This is a genomic window from Flavobacterium sp., assembly GCF_039595935.1.
GTDB lineage: Bacteria > Bacteroidota > Bacteroidia > Flavobacteriales > Flavobacteriaceae > Flavobacterium.
Genome location: NZ_JBCNKR010000006.1, coordinates 1,866,172 through 1,887,719 on the forward strand (window position 1 = coordinate 1,866,172; position 21,548 = coordinate 1,887,719).

24 protein-coding genes are annotated in these 21,548 nt (G+C 30.8%); 4 read left to right on the plus strand and 20 right to left on the minus strand.

What is annotated here, in order from left to right; all coding sequences use genetic code 11:
- Positions 1-9: 9 nt before the first annotated feature.
- From ABDW27_RS17695 to ABDW27_RS17710, 4 genes are all read left to right on the plus strand, one after another.
- On the plus strand, positions 10-1,608 hold the full coding sequence (locus tag ABDW27_RS17695) for a SusD/RagB family nutrient-binding outer membrane lipoprotein (protein WP_343697092.1): 1,599 nt from the start codon (positions 10-12) through the stop codon (positions 1,606-1,608).
- Positions 1,609-1,697: 89 nt separating this feature from the next.
- Entirely contained in the window at positions 1,698-2,747 is a 1,050-nt protein-coding gene (locus tag ABDW27_RS17700) for a sialidase family protein (protein ID WP_343697093.1), read from the plus strand.
- Positions 2,748-2,764: 17 nt separating this feature from the next.
- A complete protein-coding gene (locus ABDW27_RS17705; protein WP_343697094.1) occupies positions 2,765-3,103 on the plus strand; it encodes an L-rhamnose mutarotase in 339 nt (112 codons plus the stop codon).
- Positions 3,104-3,252: 149 nt separating this feature from the next.
- Positions 3,253-4,212, plus strand: a complete 960-nt coding sequence (locus ABDW27_RS17710; protein ID WP_343697095.1) for a M20/M25/M40 family metallo-hydrolase — start codon at positions 3,253-3,255, stop codon at positions 4,210-4,212.
- Between the two features lie 80 nt (positions 4,213-4,292).
- Here ABDW27_RS17710 and ABDW27_RS17715 read toward each other — a convergent pair whose 3' ends face one another.
- From ABDW27_RS17715 to ABDW27_RS17810, 20 genes are all read right to left on the minus strand, one after another.
- On the minus strand, positions 4,293-4,634 hold the full coding sequence (locus ABDW27_RS17715) for a hypothetical protein (protein ID WP_343697096.1): 342 nt from the start codon (positions 4,632-4,634) through the stop codon (positions 4,293-4,295).
- A gap of 107 nt (positions 4,635-4,741) precedes the next feature.
- Positions 4,742-4,999 (minus strand): hypothetical protein, encoded by a 258-nt coding sequence (locus ABDW27_RS17720; RefSeq protein ID WP_343697097.1) that lies wholly within the window; start codon positions 4,997-4,999, stop codon positions 4,742-4,744.
- A 37-nt stretch (positions 5,000-5,036) separates the two neighbouring features.
- Positions 5,037-5,648 carry a hypothetical protein gene (locus ABDW27_RS17725; RefSeq protein ID WP_343697098.1) on the minus strand — a complete coding sequence of 204 codons (612 nt, stop codon included), beginning with the start codon at positions 5,646-5,648 and terminating at the stop codon, positions 5,037-5,039.
- Positions 5,649-5,773: 125 nt separating this feature from the next.
- Entirely contained in the window at positions 5,774-8,110 is a 2,337-nt protein-coding gene (locus tag ABDW27_RS17730) for a mechanosensitive ion channel domain-containing protein (RefSeq protein ID WP_343697099.1), read from the minus strand.
- 79 nt (positions 8,111-8,189) lie between these two features.
- Complete coding sequence (locus tag ABDW27_RS17735; RefSeq protein WP_343697100.1) at positions 8,190-8,660, minus strand: phage holin family protein; 471 nt, start codon at positions 8,658-8,660, stop codon at positions 8,190-8,192.
- A 93-nt stretch (positions 8,661-8,753) separates the two neighbouring features.
- Positions 8,754-10,586, minus strand: a complete 1,833-nt coding sequence (locus ABDW27_RS17740; RefSeq protein ID WP_343697101.1) for a fibronectin type III domain-containing protein — start codon at positions 10,584-10,586, stop codon at positions 8,754-8,756.
- Between the two features lie 45 nt (positions 10,587-10,631).
- The gene (locus tag ABDW27_RS17745; protein WP_343697102.1) at positions 10,632-11,291 is read right to left on the minus strand and encodes a hypothetical protein; all 660 of its coding nucleotides are present in this window, start codon (positions 11,289-11,291) and stop codon (positions 10,632-10,634) included.
- 15 nt (positions 11,292-11,306) lie between these two features.
- Positions 11,307-12,374 (minus strand): hypothetical protein, encoded by a 1,068-nt coding sequence (locus ABDW27_RS17750; protein WP_343697103.1) that lies wholly within the window; start codon positions 12,372-12,374, stop codon positions 11,307-11,309.
- 155 nt (positions 12,375-12,529) lie between these two features.
- On the minus strand, positions 12,530-12,832 hold the full coding sequence (locus ABDW27_RS17755; RefSeq protein ID WP_343697104.1) for a hypothetical protein: 303 nt from the start codon (positions 12,830-12,832) through the stop codon (positions 12,530-12,532).
- Complete coding sequence (locus tag ABDW27_RS17760) at positions 12,819-13,118, minus strand: hypothetical protein (protein WP_343697105.1); 300 nt, start codon at positions 13,116-13,118, stop codon at positions 12,819-12,821. The genes ABDW27_RS17755 and ABDW27_RS17760 overlap by 14 nt, the downstream gene beginning before the upstream one ends.
- Positions 13,119-13,306: 188 nt before the next feature.
- On the minus strand, positions 13,307-13,642 hold the full coding sequence (locus ABDW27_RS17765; RefSeq protein ID WP_343697106.1) for a hypothetical protein: 336 nt from the start codon (positions 13,640-13,642) through the stop codon (positions 13,307-13,309).
- 3 nt (positions 13,643-13,645) lie between these two features.
- Complete coding sequence (locus tag ABDW27_RS17770; RefSeq protein WP_343697107.1) at positions 13,646-14,116, minus strand: hypothetical protein; 471 nt, start codon at positions 14,114-14,116, stop codon at positions 13,646-13,648.
- 2 nt (positions 14,117-14,118) lie between these two features.
- Positions 14,119-14,601, minus strand: a complete 483-nt coding sequence (locus tag ABDW27_RS17775; protein ID WP_343697108.1) for a M15 family metallopeptidase — start codon at positions 14,599-14,601, stop codon at positions 14,119-14,121.
- 377 nt (positions 14,602-14,978) lie between these two features.
- Positions 14,979-15,593, minus strand: coding sequence for a hypothetical protein (locus ABDW27_RS17780; RefSeq protein WP_343697109.1), 615 nt, complete (start codon positions 15,591-15,593; stop codon positions 14,979-14,981).
- 10 nt (positions 15,594-15,603) lie between these two features.
- Positions 15,604-17,835 carry a hypothetical protein gene (locus tag ABDW27_RS17785; protein ID WP_343697110.1) on the minus strand — a complete coding sequence of 744 codons (2,232 nt, stop codon included), beginning with the start codon at positions 17,833-17,835 and terminating at the stop codon, positions 15,604-15,606.
- Positions 17,836-17,873: 38 nt separating this feature from the next.
- The gene (locus ABDW27_RS17790; RefSeq protein WP_343697111.1) at positions 17,874-18,215 is read right to left on the minus strand and encodes a hypothetical protein; all 342 of its coding nucleotides are present in this window, start codon (positions 18,213-18,215) and stop codon (positions 17,874-17,876) included.
- Between the two features lie 249 nt (positions 18,216-18,464).
- Complete coding sequence (locus ABDW27_RS17795; protein WP_008461938.1) at positions 18,465-18,890, minus strand: hypothetical protein; 426 nt, start codon at positions 18,888-18,890, stop codon at positions 18,465-18,467.
- Positions 18,891-19,006: 116 nt separating this feature from the next.
- Entirely contained in the window at positions 19,007-20,167 is a 1,161-nt protein-coding gene (locus ABDW27_RS17800; RefSeq protein WP_343697112.1) for a DUF2586 domain-containing protein, read from the minus strand.
- A gap of 296 nt (positions 20,168-20,463) precedes the next feature.
- Positions 20,464-20,643 (minus strand): hypothetical protein, encoded by a 180-nt coding sequence (locus tag ABDW27_RS17805; RefSeq protein ID WP_111376191.1) that lies wholly within the window; start codon positions 20,641-20,643, stop codon positions 20,464-20,466.
- 75 nt (positions 20,644-20,718) lie between these two features.
- Complete coding sequence (locus ABDW27_RS17810) at positions 20,719-21,294, minus strand: hypothetical protein (protein WP_343697113.1); 576 nt, start codon at positions 21,292-21,294, stop codon at positions 20,719-20,721.
- Positions 21,295-21,548: the final 254 nt, after the last annotated feature.

Consider the following 21,548-nt stretch of genomic DNA (forward strand, 5'->3'; position numbering starts at 1 on the left):
AGAGACATCATGAAATATAGTTTTAAAATAAAAACATTAGGAGTTGCATTAATGGCAGTTTCTATTTTATCAAGCTGTTCAAAAGACTTTGATGAAATAAACAAAGATCCTAATTCTCTTACTGAAGATCAGTTAGATGCTACGCTTGCTGGGCCATCATTTGCATCGGCGCTTTATGCAGGTATTCATAATGGATCTTATTCATCACCAGGTGTTGATGATCAGGGAACATGGGGTATTGCTACTGGTATTTTATCTTCTACTTTTATTCACTATTTAAACTGTGGATATGGTACAGAAAGAAATGCATTCGTAAACGGTTACGAAGGACGTGGATGGACAAGATTCTACACAGTTGCTGTTCCGGCGATAAACAATGCGATTAAAGCATCTGAAGGAAATGCTGAGGCTTTGGCAGTTCTTAAAATCTGGAAAGTTTTCATGTACAACCAAATGGTAGATGCTTACGGACCAATTCCTTATACTGAGGCTGGAAATGGTAAAGAAAAAGTACCTTACGATAGTGTAGAAGATATTTACACAGATTTCTTCAAATTGTTAGATGAGGCAAACGCAACTTTATCAAGCACTTCTTTAACAACGGTAGCTTCACTTCAGCCAAACGATCGTTTGTATGGTGGAAATGTAGCAAACTGGAGAGTATTTGGAAACAGTATGAGACTTCGTCTTGCTTTAAGAATTTCTGATAAAGAACCTGCAAAAGCAAAAACTCAGGCAGAAGCAGCTGTAGCGGCAGGAGTTATGACAACTAATGCTCAAAGCGCTTTCTTTAAAGCTAGTAATATTACACCAAACAACTTAAATATGATCGTAAACAGCTGGGGTTATGTAATGACAGCTTCTATGGAAAGTATTTTGGTTGGATATAATGATCCTCGTTTAGAAAAATGGTTTGCACCGCTGGATGCTAATGCTACACCAAAAGTGTACAGAGGAAATCCGGTTGGAGGTTTAGAAGATCAGTTTGGAACTACTAAATTCTCAGCTTTCAATAATGATATTATGGGTAACGGAGCTGCAGGAAACTTAAGCGAATCTAAAAACATCGAAGTATTCATGGCTTCTGAAAACTATTTAAGCAGAGCAGAAGGAGCATTAAATGGATGGAACATGGGCGGAACAGCTCAAAGTTTATATGAAACCGGTATTAGATTATCTCTGGCACAATGGGGAATTACGGATGCTGCCGCTGTAAATGCTTATATTTCTGGAAATACTTTGCCAACATTGCCAAACATTTTAACAGTTTATCCAAATTTAGATTTACAGGATATTCCGGTGAAATTACCAGTAGCCTGGTCGACAACAGAAGCAAACCAACGTACACAAATCGCGGTTCAAAAATACTTAGCTATTTTCCCTGAATCTTGGGAAGCTTGGGCAGATTTAAGAAGAAGCGATGCAAAAGTTATTTATCCGCCATTAAACACAGATAATAACGATGCAGGAGTTGGAAAAAGTTTGATGAAAAGAATTATCTATACAACAAATGAATATTCTTCAAACAAAGATGCAGTTACAGATGGAATTGCAAAACTTGGAGGACCTGATACAGGTGGAACCAAACTTTGGTGGGATACAAAATAATTATTTGGTTTAGTAAAGAGGCACACAATCTTTGCTTAGAATTCAAAAGGAGAGGAAACTCTCCTTTTGTTTTATATAAAAGTTAGATTATGAATTTAAAAAAATACGGCGTAGTAGTTTTATTGGTTTCGGTTTTTTTGGGTTGTAAATCAATTCAAAATGAACCAAAAGCAGTAAATATTACCCAAAATTATGTAGCAGAAAATCCGGTAACAGCAGCCAGTCATGCTTCAACATTAGTAGAATTAGAACCTAATTCGCTTTTAGCAGCTTGGTTTGGCGGAAAATATGAAGGAGCAAAAGACGTAAGTATTTACATTTCTTCGTATAAAGAAAATAAATGGTCAGCACCTAAAAAACTCATTGAACCTTTAGTCAAAGACGGAGATACACTGCCATGCTGGAATCCGGTTTTGTTTAAAAGCAAAAGCCAGAATTTGTATTTATTTTATAAAGTGGGAAAAAATCCGAGAGAATGGTTTGGCGCCATGATAGTTTCTAAAGATGATGGCAAAACGTGGAGTAACGCAAAATACCTTCCAAAAGGAATTTTAGGACCAATTAGAAATAAACCAATCGAAACCACTCCCGGAATTATCTTATGTGGAAGCAGTACCGAAAGTATCGACGATAATAAATGGAGAGTTTTTATAGAAACTTATACAGAAGCAACCGATAGCTGGACAATTTCCGATATTAACGACAAGAAAAATTTCGATATTATTCAGCCCGCATTTTTAGTTCATTCTGAGAAAGAAATCCAGATTTTATCCCGAAGCCGACATAATAAATTGATTTCGTCATGGTCTGAAGATAATGGAAAAACATGGCAGAAAACAGATAGTATAAATGTTGTAAATTCAAACTCCGGAGTCGATGCGGTAACTTTATCGAATAAATCATTTTTATTGGTAAACAATCCATTAAAAATGGGAAAAGACTGGTTTAACGGAAGGAATATTTTGGATGTAGAATATTCAAAAGATGGTGTAAACTGGACAAAATTATTTGATTTGGAAAATCAACCAAAAGGAGAATTCAGTTATCCGGCCATTATTCAGACATCAGATAAAAAAGTTCATATCTTGTATACTTATGATCGAAAATACATTAAGCATACCACATTCGATTTAAAATAAAATTTAAAAACTGAATTATGCAAAAATACTCTCTCGCCTTAGATTTAAATAACCACCCAGATTTAATTGCAGAATATATCGAATATCATAAAAATGTCTGGCCGGAAATCCGGGAAAGCATCAAGGATTCCGGAATTATCAATTTAGAGATTTATAATGTCGGCGATCGTTTGTTTATGATTATCGAAGCCGATGATAATTTCTCATTTGCAGAAAAAGCAAAACTCGATGCCGAAAACCCAAAAGTGCAGGAATGGGAAACATTAATGTGGAAATTCCAAAAAGCACTTCCTCAGGCTAAATCCGGAGAAAAATGGATTTTAATGAATAAGATTTTTGAACTTAAACAAGATTAAATAGCACGCGGATGATACGGATTTGCTTCGCAAAGTCGCGGATAAATACAGATTTTTTTATAAAAGCTATAAATATAAAATCCGTTCTAATCAGCGTTTTCACGAAGTGAATCCGTGTCATCCGCGTGCCATTTTTTAGATAAATAACTATGAAATTAAATATTGTTTTATGCTTCCTTTTTTTGAGTATTATTTCAAATGCTCAAAAGAATACTATGGGACAGACATTTTACAAACACGATAAATATCTTTCTTCTGATAAACTAGAAGGACGTTTTGTGGGAACAAAAGGAAATAACGATGCAGCGGCTTACATTAAAAAATATTTCAAAAAGTATGGTTTACAGCAATTCGATAAAAACTATTACCAGCCGTTTAAAGTATTTGTAAAAGAAGGGATCAACAAAGCAAAATCCGACAGCGTTTCGACCCAAAATGTTGTAGGATATATCGAAGGATCGGACGAAAAACTCAAAAATGAATTTATTGTAATCGGCGCACATTACGATCATTGGGGCTGGGGCGGAAAGGGTTCCGGAAGTAAAAAGAAAGATACAATTGCTATTCATAACGGAGCCGATGATAATGCATCCGGAGTTTCGGCGTTGCTGTGTATTTTAGAAGAAGTTTCTAAACTAAAAATTAAACCCAAAAGGAGTATTATTTTTATTTCTTTCAGTGGAGAAGAAGAAGGATTATTAGGTTCGAAATATTTCATAAATCATTTACCTATTAAAAAAGAAGCTGTAAAAGTAATGCTGAATATGGATATGGTAGGAAGATTAAATGCCGAAAAGCAAATCTATATGGGCGGTGCAGGAACTTTCCCAAACGGAGTCGAACTTATGAAAAAATTAGGCCAAAACAGCGGACTAAATCCGGTTGTATTTGCCGGAGATGTTGGCGGTTCTGATCATGTTTCTTTTTATAAATCTGGTATTTCTGCAGTAGGTTTCCACACAGGAGGACATCCGCAATATCACACTCCCGAAGATGATATTGATTTAATTAATTTTGAAGGTGGGGCTTTGGTGAGTAAGTATATTTATAATGCTTTGGTGAGTATTGGGGATTATGGGGAGGAGTTGGTTTTTATAAAGCAGGATTAGAATTATGAGTATTAAAAAATAGAAAAGCCACTCTTGTTATAAAGTGGCTTTTCTTATTTTTATACAAGGAATACTATTTGTTACTTATAAGTTTTTCCTTCACATTGCCAAGATAAAGAAAGAATTGTGTCCTTTTTATGAATACTAAAGAGTACTTCTCCTTTTTTTTTGATTATTGTGTCTCCAATTGAAATAAGATCGTTGTATTCACTCCATCCATCATTTTTATATTCAATTTTTTGACCGGTTGTAGGATTAATTCCTTTAATGTTAAATCTATAAAATCCTGTATTCGGCATATCTTGAACTATAATAAAAAACTCATCTTTTTTTCTTTTTTCAAATAAGCTTTTACAATCTGCTTTTAAACAAGAGTTGAATATTAAGAAAGATAAACTCAAAAAATAAAAATGGTACTTCATTTTTACTTTGTTTTTAGAATTATAAAATATTGTTCTAGATTTTTATTTCCTCGCAGGTGTAAATATTTTGATTGAGGTTCCAAAGGATATAGCATTGATATGTTATTTTAGAATGATCCTATTTTGTCGTTTATTTGATCTATTATAAGTTCAATTCTAAGTCCAAAATTGTTTATTTCACCATCCTCTCCAATACCTTTTTCTGCAATTAAATCGCTTAAATTATCTAGCAATAATTCAAATCCCAGAAGATCACTGCTTATCAAAATAGAATAATCATTATTTTCGATAAAATCTACAATGTTTGGTAAGAGATTATTTTGAATTAATAAATCAAAATCTTGCTTTTCTATTTCTATTTTCATGCTTTTTATCTAACCTATGATATTTTAAATAAAAAAATTATTCTTCAGTAAACGAAGTCTTATCATTTATAATTTCTCCTGTTTCGCCATCAATTTTCATAATTCTGGTTTCTGATATTGTAGATATTTGTATTAAATAACAATTTCTATTTATAAAATAAAATCGCTTATAAGAAGACCTGCTTATCAATAATGATTGATAAGCATTATCATTAATTAAATCAATTTGAAACTCTTTTTTGAGCATTACAATTAAATTGTTTACTGTAAAATCAAATCCTTTATCATAATCTTTTATGCTTATTAAATTACCATTTTCGTCATATTTTTTCCAAATTCTAATTGGCATTCCATAAAAGACAGAAAATTGATTTAGTAATAAATGGGTTGTTTTGTTATAAATAAAAGTACTCTTAAAACTATAATTATCAGTAATTAATTCTTTTCTATAATGATCTTTTTCTTCATAAAGTCTGATAATAGTATCTTTTGAAAAATATTCATAAGTGCTGTCTTTTTTATTATCATTGAATCTTTTTAAATCAAATTTTTCAAAAGTTTTGGTATTTAATTCTTCATAATGATTTGTTTTTTTGTCATTACAAGATAAGAGACAAAATATTATAATTATTATAATTATTTTTTTCATTAGAAAATAAATTTTTAAATCATTTTAAAATTGGAAAAAATAGAAGAAAACCTATTTAATCAACTTTCCAATTAATAAAAATGGTTTGAAAAACTTAAGTGTAATTCAAACCATTTTTTTAATTTCTATGTCGAAAAGGTCAATCCTTTTGCCTTAAAACTACTAAACAAAACTTGTTTAGCTGTACTTATAGTTTCTTCAGTTCTGTAAATACTGCACCAGAATTTAATCTGTATTTTGAATTTTCCATCAGAAATAGAATTGTAATAAATTTGAGATGGTTTGGTATTATTTACTAAAGGAAGACTTTCAAGTGAACTTAAAATAGTCGCATTTATATCTTCTGGGGCAGTATCACCGCTAATTTCAATAGAAAGATCAACCAGTTTAAAATTGTCAGTATAAGTCCAGTTAGTAATGTTTTGAGATAACAAATTTCCATTCGGGATAATGATTTCGGCACCATTTGGAGCATTGATTTTGGTTGTTCTTAATCCCATCGATTTTACACGTCCAGATTCGGAACTAATGTCTACAACATCTCCAATTTGAATTGGTTTATCAAAAATCAAAATAATACCCGAAACGAAATTATTTACGACATTTTGAAGTCCAAGTCCAACACCAACTCCTAATGCGCCCAAAAGTATACTTAGTTTGTCTAAAGGCATCCCAGATGCTGCAACGGCCAAAAGATAACCCACAATCAAAACAATAAGTCTTGTAATAAGTAATTTAGAATGCTGCCTTTTGTTGATGTTTTCTTCATTTTCGTCTTCAATTTCTCCAAAAAAATATGCTACATAATTCTGTAATAAATGTGCTGCCCAGACAATTATAAAAAACAAAACAATATTTCCTAAAGTAAAAGTGATGCTTCCGATGGTATTTGGGCGGCTCAATAAATTTCCGATAGAAGAACGTAAAGATTCCCAAATATTTAAATTGGAAGCGATCACAACCAGCCACATATAACTTATTATAATTATAAATGGTTTTTTTAATGTATCGGATAAATTCTCGAAATCAAATATTTTTTCGATTCCACGTTTTACTCTTGTTGTATAAATTTGAAGGAGAATGATTTCAAGAATTATTTTTAAAAGAACACTCAAAGCAACAATTTGTGTCAGCGAAATAAATGCAGTTAAGCTTAACATATTGGAAAGCGAAACTCTTCCAAAAATGTTATAAAGGATTGATAATCCATTTAATCCGATAAAAATGATACTTGCCCACTTAAAAAATCCTTTAATGTATAATTGGTCTTTTAAACTTTTAATTTGAACCAAACCATATCGTATTCCCAGAATATTTATGATGATAAACGAACAACGTTGAAATAGTCCAACTTCAATAAAAAGATCCAGAAAACAAAGCGCAAAGAATAATCCAAAAAGAAGGAGCCAATTTCGCATCGATTTTCCAGACCAGTCATTTTTAAAAATAATAGTGAGTACAGCTAATGATCCTAATTGAAGCAGTTCTAAAAACAGGGCAGGAGCATATAAGTTTGTAACTATGGCAATGTTTAAACCTATTACAATTACAGGTAAAATTATACCTCGGTTTAAATATTTAAAATTAAAAAGAGAAAGATTTTCGGCATGACCGTTAGATTTTAAATATTTCAAATTACGTGAAATATACCAGGCCAAAAGTCCCATGAAAAAGCATAATGTAATTAACCCTCCGGCTTTATAACTTAAATAATAAGCGGCAACATTTTCTTCGATTATAACTTTTGCTTTAATGTTATGCGATACCACTTTTTTTGTATCCCTGCTCCATAAGGAAGGATATTCTTTTTTAAGAATGCTGATTCCGGATTTTTCCAGTTTTGTTTCAACGGTTGTCAAGGCATTCGAAACGGCAATTTTATGCTCAACAGTGAGTCTTTTTTTATCATTTAAAATTCCCTGATTTTTGGTCATCAGGCTGTCCGTTTTTAGATATCTTTTTTTTAGATTAGCTAATTCTGTTTTGAATTGTTTTCTGCGAATAGTATCTTTTATTAGTGTAAATAAAGTCTTGTCTTTACGCAGATCAATAATTTTGCTTTTAATTTTTTCAAGATTTGCATTTCGATGATCAATGGCTTTATTTTGATCGTTTAATTCCTGTTCGATTTCTTTCAAAACAATACGATACATCTGTTGGTTTCGTACATTCGGATTTGCACCTTTTAAACTTGCTAATATTAAGTCAAGTTTACTTTCGGTTCTTTTAATTTCTCCAAATAAGTGAAAAGTGTTTCCTTCGAATTCGGCATCATTTGCAGCAGATTGCAAAACGTCTCCGGCTTTTTCAATAGACATTAAATAATCGCTGTCTGTTGTAGTTTCTTCGAATAATTTTGACTTGTTTTCTGTTTTTGAAGTTGGAGTTTGAGAGTATGAAAATGATACAGAAAACAATATCATTAGTAAGGCGGATAGGTAAGAATTTCTTTTTGAATTCATAATAAATTTGGTGATTTAGGGTCTCCAAATTTAATTGTTTTTTGGTTAGGATAAAGGTTCTTTTTATAAAGCTTTTAATCTATTTTTCTGTATGATATTTAGGATCAATTGTTATCAAAAGTCTTTTGAAAAGTTGTATTAAACGATTTCTTATAGACTTTAATATCAATGTCATGGCGTCAAAATTTTCGACTTCTTTTTTGGTTTTTATGGCAATTATGTTACTTATAATTGAAATACCATCACTTACAATAAGTAAATCCATAACAACAGTTACGAACCACTTAAAATTATAATTAAGCCCTATGCTCATTAATGCTAAGGCTGTTGGAATAAGTAAAACGGCTAATTTGGAAACAAAACCTACAGCCAATTTTTTAAAACTAAAAGAGTTATTTAATACAATAGTTTTGGTTACGCCGAGAAAAGTATCTATCATCATTAAAAAAAATAATACTTTGACAATTTCTGTATCCATTTCTAAATAAATAAAAATGGCATATAACAGTAGTTTTAATTCATCTGAATATTCTAAAATTTTCTGTAACATTAGTTTTGGGTTTTAAAGGTTGTTTTTGGGGTAGATAAGAAATCTTTCGGGATATTATAGTCCCGAAAGATTATTGCTTATTATGAATTGTTTTTATAAAGAACTTATTGTTATGACAGATTCAGGAGAGAAATCTGATTTGTTTCCGCTAGAATCGACTGCCCTAACTTTGTATGCATGTGTTTGGTTTGCTAAACCTGTATCAGAAGAGTAAGTATTACTAGTTGTTTCAAATAGGAAAAAAGCAAAACCGTCTACACTACGCCATAATTCATAATTTATAGGATTTACATCAGTAGAAGTACCCCATTCAAGTCCAATAAGACCTTGGCCTTGTGTGTAGGAGTGCAAATATGCGGGAACTGTCGGAGCTGTTGTATCTATAGCTTGTGTGGTTACATTTATAGAATTACTTGGTATTGATGAATTTCCAGCAGCATCTTTGGCTATGACATGAAAACTGTAAGATGTTCCAGAGGATAAGCCTATAGCATTATAAGACAAAATATTACCCAATTCAGCTAATGAAATATCGTTTTTAAAAATTTGATAATTCGTTACAGCTTCATTATCAGTAGCTGCTGTCCAGTTTAAAGATAAACTTGTAGTTCCAATGTTTGAGGCTGTTAAATTAGTTGGACTTGTTGGTTTTGTTGTATCGCTTGATTTTCCTGTATATTGTATAAAATAAATTACTCTGTAAGGGTTCATAATTGAGAAAGGCAAGCCTCCTCCTCTTGAACCTGTTTTTTGAGTATCTGTCGAAGTGCCTGTGTTATCTAGTGGTCTCTCAGATCCTCCACCAGCAGCATTTTTTTTATTATAAGCAATATCATGGTCGTGAGGAGGCAATTCTTCTATCAATAAGGTTTTTTCCTTATTACCACCATAATTCAACAATGTATTAAATGTTGAATCATTAGTATCAAACCCAACGGGCATCCTACCTTTTAAAGGTGTATATTCTTCCCAGCCTTCAGGAAATGGAGCCGGTTTACCCCAAATTGCGACCATTCCGATTGGTATAGTAGATACTGGTTTGTTTTCTAAAGCTGTAATGCGATTCAGTAAAGAATCTATAAGTGTACTGCTTTTAATAACCTGATTTGCATTGTCTAACACCAGTAGCGAACCGTTAGAATTTGTATTGTTTAAATTATCAAAATATACTTTTCCTCCAATGTTAGTGTTTTCCCAATCCGCTCCATAATTAATATTAAGGCAGGTAGTTGACGCGGTACTATTGTCTACTAAAGCTCTTCCTAAATAATTGCCAGAATGTTTTAAACCTCTTTTAGTTTCAGATCCAAAATTAAAGCTTGCTGTTCTTACATTTGCTGTATTACTTTCTTTTATGTCTAATTTTGATAATTGATGAGTTCCCAGATCCAGATCTCCCTGCATTGCTTTTGAACCATTAAGCGGAAGATAAGATTCATTGATTAGATTAATACTTTCTTGAATTGTTTGAAGATCCTTAACGACAATAAAATTTCTTAAATCATAATAATATACAGTTGAAGTATCATCATTTTCAGGCGCTTCTTGCGTATTATTATATTCTGTTTCAGAGATATATTCTGCTGAATAATCAAAGTAGGCTGTTTGCGAAATTCCGTTTCCATAAACTAAATTTGTACCTATTCTGGTCGTTTTTAGATAATTGGTTGCAGTTCCTTTTTGAATAGGATATAAAATTCCTTCCAGTTTTAATTCTCCTGTAGAATTAACTTCATATTGATATATTATAGTCCAGCCTTTTGTATTAGGAGTTGCAGCGGCTATAATATAATTGTTTTGTGTTTCAATACTAAAATGTCTTTTTAAAGCTTCATACAATTCAGATCTATAAGCTGTTTGAAGTCTCTCTAAAGTTTCCTGTTCAAGCGGAAATCCTCCCGAATGACTAAAATTTACTTGTTTCATTTTTATAAAATTAAATGTCTGTTGTTTTTATATTTCTTTTTTAGTTTAATCTTGTGTAGAATAAGCAAAGCTTTCATAACTTTTACCAGCCAGTTTATAAAAGTTAAGAAGGTCATGATATTCTCGGGTTGCTATTTTAATAGCTTCTGATTGTAACTTGTAGTTACTTTCTGTTGTCTCAATATCAATTGTTTTGCTTTTTATTATATCTGCTGGAATGAAGACTCTAAAATTGGCATAGTTTACCTTCGTGTAATCTTCTTGATGAGCTAAATAAACAGGTTTGTTGTTTTTGTTTTTATATTCTGTGTTTCTAAAAATCTGAAATAAGGGAATTCTTAAAAGACCTTTTTTTAGAGAACCATCAGCCAAAGTTTTATCTGGGTCATAATACTCCTTATGAAGATATAAGTATTGTAAGGAAGGCTTAATTGATTCATCAATATAGATTAATCCTTCTAATCGTTTTTGTTCGATACTTAAATTTGGATTGTATTCTTTTGTTATGTTAAAAGTTTCATTGAGTACTTTTTCCAGATAAATAACCTGTCCGGTATGCTGCATTTTGTATAGAATATCCTCATAAAGTGAACGAAGAGGAGTAAGGAGAACATTGAGCCAGTTAATATGTGTTTTTTTTCGGAGGATAGGAGGAACTAGCCATAATAGCAGTTTTTCCCACTTTAAAATAGTGTAATTATTCATTGTGTAAGTGTTTGACTATTGATTATCTCGATAAAAAGTATAAGGAATGTAATTGATGTCAATAACAAGATTATCGAGATCAAAATAACCAGCATTAGGAATGAAATATTCAATATTACTTACATCAGATAATCCAGAGTCTTCACTACTATTTGGATTTTTTGCTGCAGAAGTTTGAACTTGTTTCAATATTGGAATCTTTATTCCTTCTGCTTTTTGAATGGCATCAACAAGATAAGTTTTGACAAAAGCGCCATTAAATTCTATATTTTTCAGATGATTTTTTACAGCATCCTCTACAGGAAATTCTTCCGGTTTTAATATAAGCGAACCATTAACAGCATCTGTTTCATAATCCTCACCATATGCTGCCAGCTTAGCAGTTTCTTCTGCAGATAAAGATCGGCTTAAACTTTTTAGTTGATAATATTCAATATCTTTTGGATTAATTTTAATGGTTAAAGGATCTACATATACATTCAAATTTAATTTCAGAATATCTCCATCGTCAGAAGTGATATAAACTAAATTTCCAGCATCTTTAATTTTAGCAATGTATTCTTTAAAAGCAAAAAGTTCGTTGGAAACATCAACTCTTGAGATTTTATCATCTTTTTCAGTGGCTACTTTTATGAAAACAACACCAACTTTATTATGAAAATAATCAGAGAAGATTTCCTTCGGTTCTTTATTAGGAGTTAGAATTGTTTCTAAGTCAATTTCACTAACAGCACAATATTTTATAATTTTTGATTTTTCTATTTCATCATCATTAAGGTTTGTTGTATCAAATTGATATGAACCATCTTTCCAGACAAGCGACATATTGTTGCTGGATTCTGGAGTTAAAGGCAATCCGTAATGAAAATTTAAGGCCTGATCCCGATACCAGTTTAAGGTATGGGGCCTTGATATTAATGCATTTTTTTCTACTATTTTCTCATGTATCCAGATAGCAGTTGCTACTATGTTTACCCAAAGTCTCCAAATACTCGTTTTTGATTCTGTAAGGCCGTTTAAGGAAGGCTGTTTTCCTTTTTCATCCAGAATTTCATTCTGTATTTCAGCAATTGTGCGTGCCATATATTAGTTTAGATATAGTTTAGCCTGTAAGACATGTATAATATGCTTATTAGGTAATTATTTATTTATGATTTTGATAAATACTGCAGAAAAGCAGTTTTGTATTTTAGAGATTTCTAAAAAGGAGAAGTTTTGTGTTTTTGAATTGTATTTTATTAATAGATGATAAAATCATCTTCAATAATCATATAGTCGATTCCGGAGAAATTATCCAGTAAATATTGTTCTTCTTCACTAATTGAAGTGGCTGGTTTTAAATTTCTTGAATTATAATATTCAACAATGTCTTTTTTAAAAGCTTCTCTGCCTACTTTTAATTCTTTGTAAACAGAAATGTCTTCTGTAAGGTCAAATTTGTCATTATCTTCTAAAAGATCAAAGACTTTCTCAATACTGCCATATTCCTGTAAAGAGATGTCAAAAATGTTTTGGTTTTCTTGTGGTTTAATAGTTTCCATCGATTTGAATGTTTTTTAGATCGTTGACATCTAGCGTTTTTACATGAAAGTTGTCATACGATAATTGTTTATCTATTTCGTTTTCTAGTTTTAGTCTTGAAGTTGCATCAGGACTGTTTATGTATTTTTTTATACCTACGCCAAGAATAGGAAACTCTTTGTAGCTTCCTTTTTGGGTTAATAATAAATGCTCTAAGTTTTGCTGATCGGCTTCTTTAAGAGCAAAATCTTTTTCTCCATTAATTTCAACTATTAATAAATCTTCGTCTATAATAAAATCTTTCATGCTTTTATTGATTGTTTTTTAATTATTTTCCTGAAATGTTTGTCTTGAATTTTATAACATTCTACGAAATGAGATTTGTTATTAGATACTGTAAAAATAAACTATGTATCTTCTTTCATCAAGAATTTAAAGCTTAGTAATCAGTAGTTTCAGTAAATTGTAACGGAGGTTTTTTGTCTTTTAGAATTTTACTTAATGCGCAGAATAATAATATCAGTAATGATTTTAATAATCATTTCAATAATGTTATTTTTTATAGTATTGAGTTTGATTTTAGATATTCCCGCAGCCTGTAAAGCTTGTAAAGAGGTTAAATCTAACTGACTTTTTAAAAGCCATTCAAATTCTTCATTAGTTAAATTTCCTGAAGAATATAAAACTGTCCATCGTTCTAGTTTTTCTTTAGAGGCTTCCAGAAAAGCATTAAAATCTTTTTCTAACTGAGGTTTAAGGTCTTTATAATTTTTGGCAATAAGTACTTTTAATTCTGCTTTTAAAGTTTCTAATATTTTTTCCTTTTCCATATTTTAATTCTTAAGATTAATTATTTGTAAAAGGTTATCTTTTGATTCTTTATCTTTTTTGATTTCATATTGAATCAATAAATCGAAAGCCTCTAGAATTTGATTTTTTGATTCGATAATGAAAGATTTTGATTCAGTTTCTTTCTGTTCCCAATCTTTGAAGAAACCTGCTAAAAGATTTCTTTCATTATCGTTTAATGCTTTCCACATTTCAAAAGAAATTTCGTTATAAGGTTTGTTCTTTTCGTATTCGATCAGTTTTTCAATTTTTAAGCGCAAGTTTTCAATTTCTTGTTTGTTACAAGAATAGGGAGTAGACGCCTTATTGATTAAATTTGCTGTTTCGACTTTTAGCTCTATAGTTTTTTCGTATGAATATTGATCAAATAATGCTGTTCTAGTCGAATTGCAGGAATTAAGTAAAAATAAAAGTGTCAATAAAAAAATGAAATATTTTGAAATAAAAGGTTTCATTGCTATTTGTATAAGATTACATAATTTTTTTTGTCACGTTTGAGTCTGCTTAGTAATTTCCAGTCGTCATATCCTTTTTTATCAAAATGAGGCATATCTTTAAACGTTTTCCAGTCTCCACCCCAATTCCAGCCATGGTTTTTGAAAATATCTACGCATTCCATCCAGTCAGAAATTTGGTCATCATCCCAATCTTTTGCAGTGTCCCATGATGCAGTTTTTCCGTCGATAATAAGACAGATGTCTACCGCAAAACCGTAATTGTGAATAGATTGTCCGCCTTTAGCATTGGTTACTTTTTTTCCAGGTTTGGTTCGGCCAAAAGCGTAAAGATCTTCTTGTTCCTGAAAAGTTCTGAGACCTTGTGTAATGCGCACTTTTGCTCGCCCGGTTAAAGCAAGATCGCATTCTTCAATGATTTTAGTAACTTCTTCCCTGACGGAAGGATGAAGCAAATCAATGTGTTTTTTTGTTGTTTGATCCATGTTTGTATTTATTAATGATTTTTAAATTTGAAGAATAAAATTCCTTTCCCGATTGTTTGAAGACAATCACGGTATAATAAGTCCGATAAGGTTTATTTGGGTTTTTAGAATTTATTTTGAGTTAAGACCTCAAATGATAAATTCCAATAGGCTCTTATTTTTTTAAGAAGAGGCTGATGATTTTGATACTGTAAAAATACGCCGAAATAGCTTATTTTTAAAATAATATGGGGTTGTAAAACAGTAGTTTCAGTATATGATTTCTATCTTTTATTTTTTATTTTTAGTTTTTAAAAGCTTGGAAAAAGATAAAAAAATACCCGTGTTTCTTGATAGGAAAAACGGGTGCGAAAATATTTGAAAAATATTAGAGAGAATTACCAAATTGAAACATAATTAATTACTTTATCTTCATTTATGTTCAATTTTATACTATTTTTAGCAACTTCTAAAGAAGCAATAGGACTGTCTTTTACTTCATAAAGTAATGTATCATCTTTTTCAGTTTTTGCATATTCTTTTCCTCCGAGAGCTTTATCTATTATTTTCAATGGAATTTCTTTATTGAACTCTAGAAATAGATTCTGCATATAAGATTCTCCTCTCCAATATTTTTCGATACTCTCTTCGTCTGAATATTCTTCTTCATGATGCCGAGTTTTCATAGATAGTACATCTTTTCTTAAGAAATTATTATACAAGAATTGATTTTCCCTTATTGTTCTTCTATTTTTATCAATATAAGAATGTAAATTTTGCTCGTTAGCATCTAATGAAATGGCAAAATGAAATATGCTTCTTGGATACTTATCTTTATAAATATTAATCATTAAGTAAATTAGTTCTTCTAATGAACATTTTTTTATATAGTTATCAAAATTATTTTCATCCCAATCAAATTTGTCATAATATAGTTGCCTACTTTTTAGATCGTTTTCTTCTGTATGTTCCAAATTAAAATATAAAAAATCTAGTTTAGGTAAATTAGTCATCTTTCTTTTTTTATTTTGTGAATTTAGTGTATTCTATATAATCTCCAAACTGCTCTAATAGTGTTTCAGCGTAAAACTGAGCAACTTCTATATTATTACCTCCATCTATATAGTTTATTGGGTGTACTTTTGGATATTTTGATAACATTTTAGAATTTACTTTTTTCATAATATTAATATAAGTTTGACTGTTTTCCAAAGGATAATTATTAATTCTTTTTAGACTGTAATCTATACCAGAGCTTCCTACAGCACGAATTTCTTTTAAATTATATTTAATTGATAAAAGAATATCTGATGGACTTAGTGCTGAATTTCCAAAATGATTATGGGTAAATATTAAATCGCTAGCTTTTCCTCCATTTTTTAATGCTTGTGATCTAGCTTTTATAACTTGTGTTAATTCGATTTTTAAACTAGCTTCGAAAGTTCCACCAAGTTTATTTTTAAAAAGAGCTTTTCCGTCCTTATCAAAAAACATTCCATATTCTTTATCCAAGATTCTAATTTCATCTTCAATATTTTTTACATAATTGATGTTTCCAAAATTATCCTCGCTTTTTTTAGCAATTTTAGCAAGTGCTGTTTCTAGTTTTTGATATTCATTTATTATTTGTTGTGCTTGAGCAGTTACTCTCCTTATTTCTCTTGCATCTTCAGCTGTTTCTGCAAGTTCGGCCGCAGCATTTCCTTCTTTGGCGATTTTAGATAAATTAGGTAATCCAAAAGAAGCAAGATCTACAGTAACACTAAATGCAACCCAAAGATGGGCCAACCAGCCATAACCGTTTTTATGCCATTTTTCTAAAGTACCATTACTAAGCATAGCATAGTGAGCAGTATCTTTTGCCAAAACAACTGTAGCTAATAATCTTGCAGATATTGGAGCACCTTTTGCTAAAACGATACGCAATGCCCCATAAGCAGATAATAAGCTCAATAAATCTGTGGCGATATTAAACAAATCCCAATTTGACTGTTTAGTTGCCATATCATGAAGCTTTAAGGCAATAACAAAAGTATTTTCGTCTCCTACTTGTTCGCCCAGATCACCCAGTTTTGTGCCAAAATTGAGTTTTGCCAAAGGGTTAAAAGATTTCCATTCTATATAATGTTCAAAAATTGGTGCTTCGTAAACTCCGGGAGGATTTATTCTGTCTAGTTCTTTTGCACTTATCGAAGTTTTAGCTTTTCCAATTGTTTTAGTTTTATCTGTTTTTCTACAATTGTCTATAAGAATTTCTTCTCCTGACCAGAAAGTTTTTATGTGAGTATCTCTAAACAAATAATAACTGTTGTCAAAATATACAGTCTCTGTTGGTTTCGAAGTGTCAAACTCAGCAACCAAGCGAGTTAAAAATCTTAGTAAATCTTGTACTTCTTCGCCATTGAGTTTTGAGTATACTTTGTATAATAGATCAGTATCACGAAGTTTTTTGTATAGAACAAGTCTGTCTGTAATAGCATAAAGAATCTGTAGAATTGCTTTGTCTTCATTGGTATCAAATTTTGAAGGTGTTCCAATTCCTTCTAACAGAGATGTGTCATTTAAAATGAGGTTAAGATGATCATATAATTCATCATCATCACCCATTTTACCAAATAAAGCTTTTGGCAGCGATTCATATATTACATCTAATTTATTTGGATCATTGTTGGCTTCGTTAATCTTTTTGCGATATAAATCATAAAGTTTTTTTTCATGAATGATAATGGGAATTCCAATTAAATTGCATAGAGAGAGAAAAACATCAAAGTCATAAACAGTAAATTTGAATGCAATTTTTTCAAGTTTATGATCAAAAATAACTAAAGTAAATTCAGTATGATATTTTCCAAATTGAATAGTAGTTTTAAAAGTTTTAGCGATTAAATTTATTCCATTAAAATAGTTCCATTCTAATTCTACTGCGCCATTTTTTGAATTTCCCTGACTATCATCATAAATTATAACCCCTAATTTATCGGGTGTGCTTCTAATAGGACCATTAACAAATTGGCTAAAGGACATATTAGGGTAAATAACTCCAATTTTCTTTTTAATGCATTCTATAACTTCAAAAACAGGTACAAAATAGGTACTAGTATCGATCTGTGAACTTTTAAAAGAATCAATCACTATTTCAGCATTTTTATCATCCTCAATCTGCTGTCGCCAAATTTTGAGCATAATTTGTCTAAACCTTGCCATTTCAGAAGCGCTGGTATCATTTAGTTCTATCGTATGGTTTTTAATAATCATGATTTTGGTTTTTACAGAAGGGATAAAAAGATGCTTTTTTAGAGAATTTCTACTTTAACAGGCTTTGGCTGTATGTGGTCTGAAAATGCAGTGGTAATATTGAGACGTAAATCGTCTTCTTGTTCTATTTTGCTATCACCGCCCAAATAACAGTTTTTAAAAAGAACTTCTAGGGCTTTAAACTCGTCCATTTTAGAAGCTTGTAAAACAGCAGCGCGAATATTAATATCTGGTATTCTGAAATAGGCAAAAAGGGTAGAAGTATCATCATCATTAATGCTGAGTTTAACTATTTTTTTGTGCTTATATTTCCATTGGTTTAGCTGTGCCTGAGTGATATTACCATCAAGAACTTCGGCATTTTCTATAATTGTTTTCATATTGAAAATTGATTCTATATTAAAAAAAATAGGCTGCCTGAGCTGTGTTTCAGGACGAAAATGCTCAAGGCAGCCTTCTGAAGTAAATAGTTGTTTAAAACGGACTCATAATGAGCTAATAAATAGATTGCTTGCAAAAATCAGATCTCTCTGAACTTCTTTTTGCTTAACGCATAATGAGATTGGTTTTCTCTTTTGAGTCGGTTTTTTTAAACAGTTTTATGGTTTAGAAAAGTATTTTTCCGGAGGTTAGTTCCACTCAATGTGAGAACAGATCAAATCAAAAGAAACTGCAATTTTCGTATCTCCCTGGCTAATTCCTCTGCTGTTTGAGTTGAATTCGCAGTTTCTTACTGTATGAGTAATGACTTCGTTACTGTCGTCTAAGTAGCTGACAATAATACTGAAAGGATTGATATCCTGTAATCTTTGACCTTTTGGCAAAGCAGCTAAAATAGCTTCTACTTCATAATTGTATAAAGTGATTGAAGCTTTTGCTTCATATTTTCCTCTTCCTCTATGTACTGGCATGTCACCAGCTCCATAATGGTTTTCTTTAGAAACTGAGTCGCTGTAATTTACTGCTGTGATACCAGTAACGATATTACCTGCAATACTTACTTCGATAGATGACCAGCTGTGTTGTTGTCCGTTAATTAATGGCAATTTATTCATAGTGTAGCTTTAGTTTGTTTTAATGATTGTTTATAACGTTCAATGACTATCATCTTTAATTTGATGATGTAATTAATTAAGTTTTTATAGGTTTTGAAAAGCGGTGTGAGAAGAAATTAAGCTTTGTCGATTCCGAATGGGTTTTTAAATCCTAAATCAACCATAATTTTACGGGCAGTTCCAATTGGGGTAATTTCTGCTTTTACTTTTAATTCAGAAGTTGCCAAAATGTTTTGTTTTGGATCTACATAAACATCAAAAGCAGATACTTCCTGATTAGCTACCATTGTTTCTAAAGCGCTTCGGCACAATCCTTCAAAATTTTTCGAAACAGATTGTGGTAATTTGCCATCAATATCAACTAAAACCGGAGAAGCTAATTTTGGTAATAAAGCAGTGCGTAATAAACGGGTAGCTTTATTAATTGTTCGGTTGTTTTCTATATATGCATAGTCAGAAGTTCCTGTTGTACAAGTGTGACTGTCATTGAAGTAAACTCCGGCTAAACCCGTATGTGTTTGTGTAAAAATGTATCTTTTCTCGTTTAAGTCAGTTAGTTTTCCAAGAGTTTTAATTTCTTTTCCCCCAACAAAACATGGCTTAGAAAAACCTTCACCTGTAAGGTTGAATTTTTCAATCCAGGCAATGTTTTCAGATACTTTTGCTTTAGAAATCGCTCCCAATACTAAACCAACAGCTGCAGAGTTTGTATATTTAGCAGCTTTTTCAAAATCCATAGCAACAACTACAGATACGTTTTCAGCATTTAAACCTGCTAATGAAGCAGCATCTTGAGGATCAAAACCTTTTCCTTCCATAATAATTTCAAAAGGCATATAATCTTTATAGGCCATAGCTGCCTGATTTTGTGCTTTTGCAACGGCAGATAAAGTTTGTGTAAATGTTGTTGCTCCAGAATAGATAATTGCCATTTGGCGAATGTTTCCATTAGTTTTCTCCTGCATTGTCATGGCTTGCTCTACGATATTTTCATAAGATGTAGCAGCAGTTTTCATAATGTACAAATCACCAGATGGATTTAATCTAAAAAATTGCTGAACTTGATAATAAACGGATTGACCATTAATGTCATTTTCTTCTTTAATACCTAAAGCAGCAGCATCTTCTAATGAAGCTAAACGTTCTACTTTGTCCAAAGGTAACTCCAGAGTTGATTGACCGTTAAAAAGTAATCCTGAAACCATATCCTGTTCAGGATTTCTTCTTCCTAATCCGCCTGATAGTTTGTTAATTACTACATTGTTTAATGTACTCATAATATAAATTGTTTAAATGTTTTAATTCTTTTTTTGCTAATAAAAAGGCAAAAGAGTAGCTGTAACAAGTAATTATACTTGTTAGCTTAAATATTTATGATTTGAAAAATTTGATTGTAATTCTTAATCCAAAAATTAGGACAAGTATTCCTATTTTGTAGTTATTCTGTAGTTTTTTGGTTAGATTTTACCTTAGTCAGAATGGCAGATTTATATTTTATTTACGAGAACAAATTTAAGGCTCTAAACAGAGTTTTTCAATTTTATGAATCCTCAAATCCAGTTGTTTCAATACTTTATGCTTTGGCTTCTGTAGCAAGTCCTTCGTTTATGATAGTATAAATGGTGCGCTCTGTAAGGAATAAAGTGTCTGAAAGTTCTGCAACTACAACTTTCATTTGTTTGGCTTGATTACTGTTGATATAATTCATAACATAATCTCTCCTTTTGTCTAATAATGTTCTGCTTCTTTTCATGATTTTTCGGTTTAGAATATATGCGTATTTTTGTTTTTTAATGGTATCGTATAGTTGTGCTGCAGTTTTTTCAGACTAAATAGTGGTACTTAAATTGATATTTCCTTCTACTTGATTTGGATTTATTCCAATAATTCCTGAAGACAAATTATATCCTAGTTCTTCGAGTTCTTCATTGCTTAATCCATTATTGAATAAAATATATTTCTTTTTTAAAGTATTCTCAATCAAAGTTGTTTTGTAAGTTATCTCCCAAATAAAGTAATTGTTTTTGTTCCAGTAATCATATTCATTACTATACTGTTTTTCTTTTATTTTAAATGTTGAGTTGGTATCAATTAATGCATTACTAATATTTGCTGATAAAACAGATTTGTCGATGCGTTGGGCAATTTCAAAAACTGCCTCATAATTTGCAGAAGTTGTAGTTTCATTTGGCATTATAACATAAATACAAAATGATACATCGGCTTTATAATTTTTTTCAGAAGATGTTTCCCAAAATATATTGTCATATTTAAACATTAGAAATGGCTTCTGTATAGATGCATTAAAAACATTATCATTATATAATTGAACTGTTAACGAATCAGAACTAAATTCTGTTTCAATAGCATTTTTCTTTTCTGTATAAAATTCTTTTAAAATCATATGTTGGATTATTTTTAAGCAAATTTAAAACATATGTTTTAAAAACACAAACATATTACATGTTAAAACGCAATAGTTTCAGTAATATGATTTAATTAATTGAATATGAATATGTAGTATAATTCAGAAATATGTTAAAATTAACATATTGATAATCAGTTATTTTTAAAAATTTTAATAAAAATAATGATTATTAGTCATATATTGTGTAGTTTTGTAACATATACTTGAAGTTTTCCTTTAACTAAAACATA